The following is a 13,058-nucleotide window of genomic DNA, read 5'->3' on the forward strand; positions in this document are numbered from 1 at the left end:
TACCTTTTTCATACCATATAATATAAGTGATTAGTCTAGCTATTCTTTACCACGTGGGTGAAATTTTGCCATCTCACGGGCGAGGTCATTACGGTCTACGTGCATATAGATTTCTGTGGTGGTGATACTCTCGTGACCTAGCATTTGCTGTATGCTTCTCAAGTCGGCGCCATTTTGTAACAAGTGGGTAGCAAAGCTGTGTCTAAACGTATGCGGACTTATATTTTTCTTTATACCCGCCTTGACCGCAAGATCTTTTATAATGGTAAAAATCATAGCTCTGGTGAGCTGTCTTCCACGTCTATTTAAAAATAAAACATCTACGTGCTCTGGTTTTACATCTATGTGATTGCGTAATTCGTTACGATAGATATTAATATACTTCTGGGTATGCTCGCTTATAGGGACAAAACGTTGCTTATCTCCTTTACCTACAACGTTTATAAAACCTTCTTCAAAGTATAGATCAGAAAGTTTAAGAGAGATAAGCTCTGTCACACGAAGCCCGCAAGAATAAAGTGTCTCTAGCATTGCTCTATTGCGTTCTCCTTGAGGTTTACCTAGGTCTATGGCGTCTATAAGGGCGTCTATTTCTTCTTCAGATAAGGTGTCTGGTAGCTTGCGACCTATTTTTGGCGATTCTATGAGTTCTATGGGGTTATCTGTGCGATAATCTTCAAATACGAGATAATTGAAGAAACCTTTAAGACCAGAGATAACACGTGCTTGTGATCTCGCTTGAACTTCTTTTGCAATGGTATATATAAACTCTTGCAAATCTTCACGTGTAATCTGTAAAGGGTCTATAGGCTTGTCTAGTTGCTCCAGGTAGCGTGTGAGCTTTTTTAGGTCACGGGCATAATTGTCTATGGTATTGTCAGACAGGCTACGCTCTATGCGTAGGTAATTTTTATAATTAGTTATTGCGGTCTCCCATTTCACGTAAGTGAAAATACAACCTCACATTAACTTTTAAAACCTATTAAGGCATTTTGAACGTAAAATTCATTTAACAACTGTTTACAATGGGCGTAACACCATATTAACAACTCGCTGGGTAGCTTTGTATAAACTTTAAAAAAGAAATCAAATGAAAAAATTAATTGTAGTAGCAAGTGCCATTTTATTTTCTGTAGTAACAGTTCAGGCTCAAGATGAGGTGTCGTTTGGAGCAAAAGGAGGCGTTAACTTTGCAACCGTAGGAGGTGATGATTTTGATGATCCAGATGCGAGAACAAGTTTTCATATAGGAGGCTTTGTAGAGGTGCCATTAACAGATAAATTTTCACTTCAGCCAGAGGTGTATTATTCAGGGCAAGGATATGATATCCAAAGCAATGACAATGCAGATGATATAGAGTTTCAACTAGACTATATAAATGTGCCTGTACTCGCAAAATATTATTTTGTAGATGGGTTTTATGGTGAAGTAGGGCCGCAAATAGGGTTTAACATAAACAGCGAGATTGATTCTAATCCTGATGGCGACTCTGGCGATATAAACTTTAATAGTGATGCCATAAACACTATTGATTTTGGCGTTGTAGGTGGTTTAGGTTATAAATTAAACAATGGTTTGTTTTTTAATGCACGTTATAATTTAGGTCTTTCTGACGTTTTTAGTAGTGAAGATCTGGGTGGTTTTGACATAGACGCTCGTAATAGAGTATTTATGATAGGAGCTGGATTTGCATTTTAAAAATTAATAGAGATAAATGTAGAAGAGCGCCTCGATATGAGGCGCTTTTTTTATGCGTGAGATTACTGTATTTTTATGCTTTCGCGAAAGCGTATATCACAACAATATTTTATGAAAATTCTTATAATAAACGGCCCTAATCTTAATATGCTAGGGAAGCGCGAACCAGAAATTTACGGTTCTGAAACTTTTGAAGATTATTTTACGCAATTACAGTTTAGGTTTAAGGACACGGAGCTTAGTTATTATCAAAGTAATATAGAGGGTGAGCTTATCTCAAAATTGCACGAGGCAAATGAAAGCTTTGATGGGGTAGTGCTTAATGGCGCGGCTTATACTCATACCTCTGTGGGTCTAGGAGATGCAGTGGCGTCTATCTCTATACCGGTGATAGAGGTACATATTTCAAATACTTTTGCGAGAGAGGAGTTTAGACATCACTCATACTTATCTAAGTATGCTAAGGGTGTCATTGTAGGTTTTGGGCTTAAAAGCTATGATCTTGCAATTGAGAATTTTTTAATGGAACAATAACAATCCAGTTAGTAGAACATAAAAAAGCCTCGCATTGCGAGGCTTTTTTTGTTGTTAAAATATAAGTGGCTTATAGGTGAATTACTTCATCATAAGCATCTGCCACGGCTTCCATCACAGCCTCACTCATAGTAGGGTGTGGGTGAATGGTTTTAAGTACTTCGTGACCTGTAGTTTCTAGTTTACGACCTAGTACAGCCTCTGCAATCATATCTGTTACACCAGCTCCTATCATATGGCATCCTAGCCACTCTCCGTACTTTGCGTCAAAGATTACTTTTACAAACCCATCTTTTGCACCAGAAGCACTTGCTTTACCAGAAGCAGAGAATGGGAATTTACCCACTTTAAGTTCATAACCAGCTTCTTTTGCTTGCTTTTCTGTCATACCTACAGATGCAATCTCTGGAGATGCATAAGTACATCCTGGGATGTTTGAGTAGTCTATCTTTTCGGCGTGCATACCTGCGATTTTTTCAACACAAGTAATACCTTCTGCAGAGGCAACGTGTGCGAGTGCAGGTCCAGGAGTTACATCACCTATCGCGTAGTAACCTGGCATATTAGTCTGGTACCAGTCGTTTACAATGATCTTATCTTTATCTGTAACGATACCTACATCTTCTAGTCCTATGTTTTCGATATTAGTTTTAATACCTACAGCACTAAGAACGATATCTGCCTCTAGTGTTTCTTCTCCTTTTTTAGTCTTTACAGTTGCTTTTACTCCAGATTTAGTTTTTTCTACCTTCTCTACAGATGACCCTGTCATTACTTTTACACCCGCTTTTTTAAGAGAGCGTTCAAATTGTTTTGAAACATCCTCATCCTCTACTGGTACAACGTGAGGCATATACTCTACAATTGTCACATCTGTACCCATTGAGTTATAAAAGCTTGCAAACTCAACACCTATGGCTCCAGAACCTACAACAATCATAGATTTAGGTTGATCCTTAAGTGTCATTGCCTCGCGGTATCCTATTACCGTCTCACCATCTTGTTTAAGGTTAGGTAACTCACGTGAGCGAGCTCCCGTTGCGATAATAATATGGTCTGCGCTATATTCTTTACCGTCTACATCTATCTTTTTACCTGGCTTTATTTTTCCAAAACCATTGATGACGTCTATTTTATTTTTCTTCATTAAGAACTGAACACCTTTGCTCATTCCTTCTGCAACACCACGACTACGTTTTACAACTGCTGTAAAGTCTTTATCTACACCTGTAGCCTTAAGACCATAATCTTCTGCGTGGTTTAGGTATTCAAAAACTTGAGCACTTTTAAGAAGTGCTTTTGTAGGGATACATCCCCAGTTCAAACAAACGCCTCCTAGGCTTTCTTTTTCAACAACCGCTGTTTTTAAGCCTAACTGGCTTGCACGTATTGCTGTTACATATCCGCCTGGACCACTTCCTAAAACGATTACATCATATTTGCTCATATCTAGAATTTTTTAAGTCTAATTATTGGAGATCAAAAATACGGATTATCCCGTCATATATAAAACACAAAAACCGAAGCTCTTACCTTCGGTTTTTTATTAATTTAAGTTCATTTACTTAGAGTGCTATTTTTCAAAATCTAAGCTTAATGAGTTTACACAATAGCGCTGCCCGCTAGCTGTAGGTCCATCGTCAAAAACGTGACCTAGGTGTGAACCACAGTTTGAGCATAATATCTCTGTACGTATCATACCGTGTGTGGTATCACGTACATACTCTACCGTACCAGGTATAGACTCGTCAAAGCTAGGCCACCCACAACCACTGTCAAATTTACTTGCACTTTCAAATAGCTTCTGGTCACAAGCACCACAGTGATAGGCACCTTCTTCATTATGTAAATTATAGGTGCCCGTAAAAGGACGTTCTGTCCCCTTCTCTCGTAATATTTTATAACGCTCTGGCCCTAATTCTTCAAGCCACTCTGCTTCGGTTTTTTGTATAGAATATGCCATTATTCTTATTTTGAAGATGGTACAAATACAAGTGCATCACCGTTTATACAGTGTCTTTTTCCGGTAGTTGCTTTTGGTCCATCGTTAAAAACGTGACCTAAGTGACCTCCACACGTAGCACAATGCTCTTCTGTTCTGGTATACCCTAGATTGCGATCTGTACTGTAAGCTATGTTACCTTCTATACCTCTATCAAAACTTGGCCAGCCTGTACCACTGTCAAATTTATGTGCTGTTTTAAAAAGTGGTGTGTCACAACCAGCACAGTGAAAGGTGCCTGCCTCCTTTATATAGTTAAGTGGGCTAGAGCCTGGACGTTCTGTACCCGCCTGGCGTAGCACATAATATTGCTCTTGGGTGAGTTGCGCTTTCCACTCAGCATCTGTTTTTGTTACCTCAAAAGTTTCTTTTTTAGTCTCTTGAGCAGATCCCTTACAGCTTGTAAATAGTGCTGCAAATGCCATTAAAATAAATACCTTTTTCATCGTATGTTCTTTTTTTATGTAAAGTTACTGTAAAGCTATAAAGTGAGTCGTTAATGAACTCAGAAAATTACATCCCTTAAATGTAACTGTGAGGGTGTATGCTTTCGCGGAAGCGTAGAAATAGCAAAAGATTGACGTATTTAACCATATTTTAAGCCAAAGGATGCCTATAGATTAAATAGTTACGTTAAATTTAACAAGACTATAACTAACAATCTCTCTATGAAAATACTTCACATAAGCGCCGAGTGTTATCCTGTTGCAAAAGTAGGAGGTCTGGCAGATGTTGTGGGAGCACTTCCCAAATATCAAAACCGTATAGGCCACAAGGCTGCCGTAATTATGCCTTATTACAAAACAACGTGGGTGGAGCGCGCTACCGGTAGAGTGGTTTTTACGCACCAACTTGTAGTAGATGGCACAACGTACCTAGCAGAAGTTATAGATGTAGATAATGAGTTGGGTTTCCCGCTATTTGTGATACGCGTGCAAGGGCTTACAGATAGGGCTGGCGTGTATGGTCATCCAGATGATGCGCTGCGTTTTATTGCTTTCCAGCGTGTGGCTTTGCAATGGATACTCACCTTTGAGAACTTACCAGAAGTGGTACACTGCCACGATCATCACACAGGTTTTATACCGTTTATGATGCAGTATTGTCCTGCGTTTGACAAGTTAATGTCTGTCCCTACAGTACTCTCCATACACAATGCCCAGTATCAAGGTAATTTTGATAAAAGCGGTGTTGCGATGTTACCACGCTTTCGCGAAAGCAGGTACGGACTCCTCGACTGGTATGGACAGATTAATCCTCTGGCTGCTGCGATAAAATGCGCCTGGAGAGTAAACACGGTTTCTCCATCATATATGGAAGAATTAAAAGAGCAGGCAAATGGACTGGAAGGTTTACTAAGAAGCGAGTCTCAAAAATGCGTAGGTATCCTCAACGGTATAGATTCTGAAACTTGGAATCCCAAAACAGACGAATATTTAGTTAAAAATTTTACCATTAGATCAAGAGCTTCTGGTAGAAAAGCAAATAAAGAAGCTTTATGTGAAGAGTTTGGACTTGATGCCACAAAACCGCTTTTTGGGTTTATAGGCAGGCTTGTATGGGAAAAAGGAGCAGACTTGCTTCCAGAAGCCATAGAGCAAGCGCTCAATGAGTATGATATAAACATCATTTTACTAGGTAGTGGGGCACCAGAGATTGAGGGACAGTTAGAACAATTAAAATTTACCCATAAGGGAAGGTTTAATGCCCATATAGGGTATGAGGAGCGTATGTCACACCAGGTTTATGCCGGAGCAGATTTTCTCTTAATGCCTAGTAGAGTAGAGCCTTGCGGTCTTAACCAGCTTTATAGCCTGCGTTATGGATGTGTACCCATTGTAAGACGTACCGGAGGGCTTAAAGATACAGTGGTAGATATAGGAGATGGTGGTCACGGTCTATGCCACGACCAGACTTCTGTGTTTGATATTGTTTATAGCATAGGCAGAGCCGAAGTGTTTTTTAGAGAAGAGAAACAGTTTAAAACAAATCAAAAACAAATGATGGAGATAGATCATAGCTGGGAGAATACAGCAGGAACTTATGTGACTCTCTATGAAGAATTACAACCTAAGCCAGTAGCAGTAAAAACAGGCAAGTCAATAAAAAAATAGCAAGTAATCCAACCTCAAAAAACGATTAGAAATGAATAAAAAAGTAGTAGCCATTATATTAGGAGGCGGTCAAGGAACAAGACTATATCCACTCACAGCAGAGCGTTCAAAACCTGCCGTGCCTATTGCTGGGAAGTATCGCCTTGTAGATATCCCTATCTCAAACTGTATAAATTCTAATATAAAGAGAATGTTTGTGCTCACGCAGTTTAACTCTGCATCGCTTAATAAGCATATCAAACATACCTATCAGTTTTCTTACTTTTCTGAGGCTTTTGTAGATATACTTGCAGCAGAACAAACACCGCATAATAAGGGTTGGTTTCAAGGTACTGCAGATGCGGTAAGGCAAAGTTTACATCATTTTAAAGGATATGAGTCTGAGTATATATTGATACTCTCTGGAGACCAGCTGTACCAGATGGATTTTAATGCTATGCTTGAGGCGCATATAGAAGCAGATGCAAAGATTAGTATCGCATCACTACCTGTTAATGCAAAAGACGCTACTTCTTTTGGGATTCTCAAAACTGCCGAAGATAATACCATAGCATCCTTTATAGAAAAACCATCTGCAGATCTACTTCCAGACTGGGAGTCACCAGTCTCAGATGCTATGGCAGCACAGGGTAAACACTACCTAGCCTCTATGGGTATTTATATCTTTAATAAAGATTTACTTATCGAGTTGCTAGAGGGAACAGATACAAATGATTTTGGTAAAGAAATCATTCCTCAGTCTATAGAGAATCACAAGGTGCTAAGCTATGCCTACGAGGGATACTGGACAGATATAGGAAATATAGATTCATTTTTTGAAGCAAATATTGATCTCACATCAGATTTACCAAAGTTTAATTTATTTAACAAAGGGCAAAACATTCTTACACGACCTCGTGTATTACCTCCCACAAAAATCTCTGGAACTACGCTTGAAAAATCTATCGTGGCAGAAGGGAGTATCGTGCACGGCAGCCGTATTGAGAACTCAATTATAGGCATACGATCACGTATAGGAAAAGGCACTGTTTTAGAGAGTTGTTATGTAATGGGAAGTAATAGATTTCTAGATCTAGAAGAAATCAATCAAGCCAGAGCAAAGGGAGTACCGCACGTAGGGATAGGTGATCGCTGTTTTCTTACCAATTGTATTGTAGATAAAAATGCAAAAATAGGTGACGACGTGCGTATCACTGGTGGCAAGCACCTCAAGGATATAGAGACAGATACTTACGTGGTGCGTGACGGTATTGTTGTGATTAGAAACGGAGCTACCATACCTTCTGGAACTATTATTTAATGAGCAACGTACTAGCACATAGCTTGCTTACAGATTTTGATGTTGATCTATTCAAATCTGGTAAGCATTACAAACTATATGAAAAACTGGGAAGCCACATTTGCGAGCGAGCGGGTGTAAAAGGAACCTACTTTGCAGTATGGGCACCTAGTGCTCAACAAGTTTCTGTAGTAGGAAATTTTAATCACTGGCAAGACGGAGAGCATAAGCTTAACGTGCGCTGGGATAGTAGCGGTATTTGGGAAGGCTTTATACCAGGTATCGGCCACGGAGAGTTATACAAATATAAAATTCACGCTACGCACAACGGTGTCGTGACAGAAAAGGCAGATCCTTATGCACGTAGAGCAGAGCACCCTCCACAAACAGCATCTGTAGTTTATAAAACAAACCACACCTGGAAGGATAAAAAGTGGATGGACAAGCGTCATAAACACAACGGCCTAGATGCGCCTATTTCTGTTTATGAGCTACACTTGGGCTCCTGGCGACGCAAGCAAGAAGAGGGTAATCGCAGCCTGAGTTACTCAGAGCTAGCAACAGCACTTGTAGACTATGTAAAAAAGCTAAACTTTACACACGTAGAGTTTATGCCTATTATGGAGTATCCATATGACCCTAGCTGGGGATATCAAGTAACTGGTTATTTTGCACCTACCTCAAGATTTGGATATCCAGAGGAATTAATGACACTTATTGATGCCTTGCACGCAAGTGATATAGGTGTGATTTTAGACTGGGTGCCATCACATTTTCCAGAAGATCCGCACGGGCTGGGTAACTTTGATGGGACAGCCTGTTACGAGCATCCAGATAGAAAAAAAGGATATCATCAAGACTGGAAATCACTCATCTTTAATTATGAACGCAACGAGGTACGTAGTTTTCTCATAAGTAACGCAATGTTCTGGCTAGAGCAATACCACGTAGATGGTCTTAGGGTAGATGCAGTGGCATCTATGCTATATCTAGATTATAGTAGAGAAGATGGAGAGTGGGAACCTAATGATCAAGGAGGTAGAGAAAACCTAGCCGTTATCTCATTGCTAAAAGAACTCAACGAGGCGCTCTACGGCGCTTTTCCAGATATTCAGATTATAGCAGAGGAGTCTACTAGTTTTCCTATGGTGAGCAGGCCTGTCTTTTCTGGAGGCTTAGGCTTTGGTATGAAGTGGATGATGGGGTGGATGCACGATACACTTAACTACTTTACGAGAGATGCTATTTACAGAAATCACCATCACAATGAGATTTCCTTCTCAATGACCTATGGTTTTACAGAAAACTTTATGCTACCATTATCACACGATGAGGTGGTATATGGTAAGGGTTCTATATTGGGGCGTATGCCTGGTGATGAGTGGCAACGCTTTGCAAACCTTAGATTACTCTACACATATATGTATACTCATCCAGGAGCAAAGTTACTCTTTATGGGGAGCGAGTTTGGACAAGGTACAGAGTGGAATTTTCAAGATCAGTTAGACTGGTATGTGCTAGATTATGAAATACACAGCAATATGCAAAAGGCCTTTGCAGCTATAAATGGGTTGTATACAAGTACACCTACACTGTATGAAAAGCAGTTTGATCCCGCAGGTTTTGAGTGGATTGCTCACGATGATAGTAAGAATGCCGTACTGAGTTACATACGTAAGGGTAATGACCCAAAAACGGTAATTGTGTGCGTGTTTAATATGACACCAGTACCGAGAGAAGATTACCGCATTGGAGTACCATTTTTTGGACGCTTTCGCGAAATTTTCAATAGTGACGCGTTAGAGTTTTCGGGTACAGGGGCTTATAAAAATGTAGACCTAACTGTTATAAACGAAGGCTGGAACGGAAAAACACATAGTACATCTATTACAGTACCGCCCTTATCGGGAGTGATTTTTGAATTAAAGGCAGATTAATAATGCCATAATAATAGGGTTAAAAGAGATTGAATGTGATATAATTTTCGCGAAAGCGGAAATCAACGTAGCTTATTATAGTACGAAAACGTTAGAGTTAATAAGTATTTAAGTATTAGCGAGGTAACTCAAAGAGTTAACCTTATTTTGAAATCTCCAAATTTTAGAAATATGATTACAAATACAGAGTTGCAGCAAAAAGGCAACCAGTTTCCAAATAAAGTCGTTGATTTTAAGAAGGATGCAGATATATTATATTTTACAACCGAAAATGAAGTAATTCTCCAGCTCACGGTATTGCGTGACAGTGTGATTAGATTTCGTTTTGGAACAGGTGGTGTCTTTGAGCCAGACTTCTCTTATGCGATAGATGAAGATGGTATACGAGGGTACAACCACCTCGAGCTTGAGGAAGATGATGCTTATTATTTTGTGCATACTGCAAAGCTCAAAATAAGGATAGAAAAAAATAGTTTACAAACTTCCATATTTGACATAGAAGGTAATCTTATAAATGAAGATGAGTTAGGTTTTCACTTTGAGGAGAGCTTTGAATACGGAGGGAATATTGTAAAAATGAGTAAAAAGGCACAACACGCAGAGTCCTATTATGGGCTGGGTGATAAGCCTATGCACTCAAACTTAAGAGGAAAGAGAGTGCACAACTGGGCGACAGACCAGTATGCCTTTGGCAAGGATCAAGATCCTATTTATAAGTCGGTTCCTTTTTATATAGGTCTTACTCAAAAGAGAGCTTACGGGATATTTTTCGATAATACATTTAAAACATTTTTTGACTTCTGTCAAGAGCGTATGGGTGTAACAAGTTTTTGGGCACAAGGTGGTGAGATGAATTACTACTTTATTTATGGCCCAGAAATGGCAGATGTAGTAGGTAGTTATACTAACCTAACAGGAGTGCCAGAGCTGCCACCATTATGGGCACTGGGTTATCACCAGTGTAAGTGGAGTTATTTTCCAGAAAGTAATGTAAAGGAGGTAGCAAATAAGTTTAGAGAACTTAAAATACCTTGTGATGGTATTTACCTAGATATCGATTATATGGACGGGTGGAGATGTTTTACTTGGAACAAAGATTACTTTCCAGATCCAAAACGTATGGTAAAGGAGCTTGCAGATGACGGCTTTAAGACAGTCGTTATAATAGATCCAGGTATTAAGATAGACAAAGATTACTGGGTATATCAAGAAGGAATAGAAAATGACTACTTCTGTAAACGCGCAGATGGTCCTTATATGAAAGGTAAAGTATGGCCAGGTGAGTGTAACTTCCCAGATTATACAAATCCTGAAGTACGTGACTGGTGGGCTGGATTATTTAAAGAACTCATACAAGAAGTAGGTGTAAAAGGTGTTTGGAATGATATGAATGAGCCTGCAGTGATGGAGGTTCCAGGAAAAACCTTTCCTGCAGATGTGAGACATAACTATGATGGGCACCCTTGTAGTCATAATAAAGCACATAACATTTATGGTACACAGATGGCGAGAGCCACTTATGAGGGTGTTAAAAAATTTGCCTACCCTAAGAGACCATTTGTAATCACACGATCTGCATACTCTGGCGCACAGCGCTATACAAGTAGCTGGACGGGAGATAATATCGCAAGCTGGGAGCACCTATGGGTAGCAAATATACAGGTACAGCGTATGTGTATCTCTGGTATGAGCTTTACCGGAACAGATATAGGAGGCTTTGCAGAGCAGCCTACAGGTGAGCTATATGCAAGATGGATACAGCTAGGTGTTTTTCATCCATTTTGTAGAACACACTCTTCTGGTCATCACGGTGATCAAGAGCCGTGGACTTTTGATGAAGGTGTGACAGACATTGCACGTAAGTTTATAAGTTTACGGTATAGGTTACTCCCATATTTATATACAATGTTTTATGAGTATATAAAGAAGGGAACCCCTTTACTAAAGCCTCTTGTATATTTTGATCAAGAAGATGCACAAACGCACTATCGTACAGATGAGTTTATCTTTGGGCACCACATCCTTGTATGTCCTATTTTAGAACCTAATGCAAAAGGTAGGCGTATGTACGTGCCTCGAGGAGAATGGTATAACTACTGGACAAAAACTCCTGTAAAAGGAGGTAAGGAGCAATGGGTAGATGCAGATATAGATGAAATCCCAATGTTTGTAAAAGAAGGAACTATCTTACCTAAGTACCCTATACAGCAATATGTAGGTGAGCTCGAGATAGAGCAAGTAGAACTTGAGGTGTATTACGGTCTTGGTAAAAATGCTTCAAAATTATATGAAGATGCTCAAGATGGATACGATTATAAAAAGGATCGTTACAGTTACCGCACTTTTAAAATGGTAGGTAGAGAAAAAGACTGGATTATACAGCAACACAAGCGTGGTGACTTTATCACTACATATGATACCTTTAGAATTCACCTCATAGGATTACCATTTGAGATAACGACTATAGAGTTAGATAATGAAGTGATTTCTATGGAAGATGTGCAGTTTGACCCGAAAGCCTGTGCTTTAATCATTAAGAAAGATTTCACAGAGCTTCATCTAAGCGGTATTTAACATTTGTGTATTTTTATAAAGAATATCAAACCTTATTACAATGAAACTTAAAAATACATTTGTTCTTATAATGACCGTACTCTTAGTATGTGCTTGTAAGACGAGCCCTTTTACAGGAAAAAAGACACTTAACTTCGTAAGTAACGATCAGCTATTTCCGATGGCTTTTCAACAATATGATGCCTTTCTTTCAGAAAATAATGTCATCACCGGTACGGCAGATGCAAATATGGTAAAGAGTGTAGGTGAGAAAATTGCTGTAGCTGCAGAGCGTTATCTTACGGCTCTGGGAGAGCCAGGTTATTTACAAGATTACCGCTGGGAATATAACCTAGTAAAAGACGAAGCTGTAAATGCGTGGTGTATGCCAGGTGGAAAAATTGTAGTGTATACAGGTATATTACCTATCACACAGTCTGAAACAGGTCTTGCAATGGTGATGGGGCACGAGCTTGCTCACGCACTTGCAGATCACGGTGCACAGCGTATGAGTGCTGCACAGTTACAGCAATTTGGTGCCGTAGCCACTGCAGTAGCAGTAAGTGGGCAAGAGCAAAGCAAGCAACAACAGATAATGCAACTGTACGGTGTAGGTTCACAAGTAGGGGGTATGCTTCCTTTCTCACGTAGTCACGAGACACAAGCAGACGAGATAGGTATTGTAATTGCTGCAATAGCAGGTTACAACCCAGATGAGGCTGCAGAGTTATGGAAACGTATGAAAGCTGCTAGTGGAGGTCAAGCACCACCACAAATATTAAGCACGCACCCGTCATCAGACTCGCGTATTGCAAACCTTACTGCAAAAGCGCCTATGGCAAGAGCAGAGGCAGCAAAGTTTGGAGTGACAAGTTTCAAATAAGAATTTACAATAATATATAGTTTAAAAAGCTGTGCACTCGCACAGCTTTTTTATTTT

General features: G+C 39.6%; 11 protein-coding genes. 7 read left to right on the forward strand and 4 right to left on the reverse strand.

All coding sequences use genetic code 11. The features are described 5' to 3' along the window. Nucleotides 1-39: 39 nt before the first annotated feature. On the reverse strand, nucleotides 40-942 hold the full coding sequence (xerD, locus tag ABVM49_RS09230; RefSeq protein WP_405201608.1) for a site-specific tyrosine recombinase XerD: 903 nt from the start codon (nucleotides 940-942) through the stop codon (nucleotides 40-42). A gap of 148 nt (nucleotides 943-1,090) precedes the next feature. Here xerD and ABVM49_RS09235 point away from each other — a divergent pair, with 148 nt between their 5' ends. Continuing rightward, nucleotides 1,091-1,699, forward strand: a complete 609-nt coding sequence (locus ABVM49_RS09235; protein ID WP_405201610.1) for a porin family protein — start codon at nucleotides 1,091-1,093, stop codon at nucleotides 1,697-1,699. Nucleotides 1,700-1,810: 111 nt separating this feature from the next. Beyond that, entirely contained in the window at nucleotides 1,811-2,233 is a 423-nt protein-coding gene (gene aroQ, locus ABVM49_RS09240) for a type II 3-dehydroquinate dehydratase (RefSeq protein WP_405201611.1), read from the forward strand. Nucleotides 2,234-2,303: 70 nt separating this feature from the next. Here aroQ and lpdA read toward each other — a convergent pair whose 3' ends face one another. The 3 genes from lpdA to msrB (ABVM49_RS09255) form a co-directional block, all read right to left on the reverse strand. Further along, the gene (lpdA, locus tag ABVM49_RS09245) at nucleotides 2,304-3,680 is read right to left on the reverse strand and encodes a dihydrolipoyl dehydrogenase (protein WP_405201612.1); all 1,377 of its coding nucleotides are present in this window, start codon (nucleotides 3,678-3,680) and stop codon (nucleotides 2,304-2,306) included. A gap of 126 nt (nucleotides 3,681-3,806) precedes the next feature. Then, nucleotides 3,807-4,196 carry a peptide-methionine (R)-S-oxide reductase MsrB gene (msrB, locus tag ABVM49_RS09250; protein ID WP_405201613.1) on the reverse strand — a complete coding sequence of 130 codons (390 nt, stop codon included), beginning with the start codon at nucleotides 4,194-4,196 and terminating at the stop codon, nucleotides 3,807-3,809. Nucleotides 4,197-4,201: 5 nt separating this feature from the next. Further along, nucleotides 4,202-4,681 (reverse strand): peptide-methionine (R)-S-oxide reductase MsrB, encoded by a 480-nt coding sequence (gene msrB, locus ABVM49_RS09255; RefSeq protein ID WP_038597101.1) that lies wholly within the window; start codon nucleotides 4,679-4,681, stop codon nucleotides 4,202-4,204. A 222-nt stretch (nucleotides 4,682-4,903) separates the two neighbouring features. Between msrB (ABVM49_RS09255) and ABVM49_RS09260 the strand changes: the two genes are divergently transcribed. The 5 genes from ABVM49_RS09260 to ABVM49_RS09280 all read left to right on the forward strand — a co-directional run bounded on the left by ABVM49_RS09260 (nucleotide 4,904) and on the right by ABVM49_RS09280 (nucleotide 13,001). Further along, nucleotides 4,904-6,349 (forward strand): glycogen synthase, encoded by a 1,446-nt coding sequence (locus tag ABVM49_RS09260; RefSeq protein WP_405201614.1) that lies wholly within the window; start codon nucleotides 4,904-4,906, stop codon nucleotides 6,347-6,349. A gap of 31 nt (nucleotides 6,350-6,380) precedes the next feature. Beyond that, complete coding sequence (locus ABVM49_RS09265) at nucleotides 6,381-7,649, forward strand: glucose-1-phosphate adenylyltransferase (protein ID WP_405201615.1); 1,269 nt, start codon at nucleotides 6,381-6,383, stop codon at nucleotides 7,647-7,649. Next, nucleotides 7,649-9,565 (forward strand): 1,4-alpha-glucan branching protein GlgB, encoded by a 1,917-nt coding sequence (glgB, locus tag ABVM49_RS09270; protein WP_405201616.1) that lies wholly within the window; start codon nucleotides 7,649-7,651, stop codon nucleotides 9,563-9,565. The genes ABVM49_RS09265 and glgB overlap by 1 nt, the downstream gene beginning before the upstream one ends. A 171-nt stretch (nucleotides 9,566-9,736) precedes the next feature. Beyond that, complete coding sequence (locus ABVM49_RS09275) at nucleotides 9,737-12,139, forward strand: glycoside hydrolase family 31 protein (protein ID WP_380032855.1); 2,403 nt, start codon at nucleotides 9,737-9,739, stop codon at nucleotides 12,137-12,139. A gap of 40 nt (nucleotides 12,140-12,179) precedes the next feature. Beyond that, a complete protein-coding gene (locus tag ABVM49_RS09280) occupies nucleotides 12,180-13,001 on the forward strand; it encodes a M48 family metallopeptidase (RefSeq protein ID WP_021778560.1) in 822 nt (273 codons plus the stop codon). Nucleotides 13,002-13,058 lie beyond the last annotated feature (57 nt).

Origin of the sequence: Dokdonia sp. LLG6352-1 (assembly GCF_045055815.1) — a bacterium.
In the GTDB taxonomy this organism is placed as follows: domain Bacteria; phylum Bacteroidota; class Bacteroidia; order Flavobacteriales; family Flavobacteriaceae; genus Dokdonia; species Dokdonia donghaensis.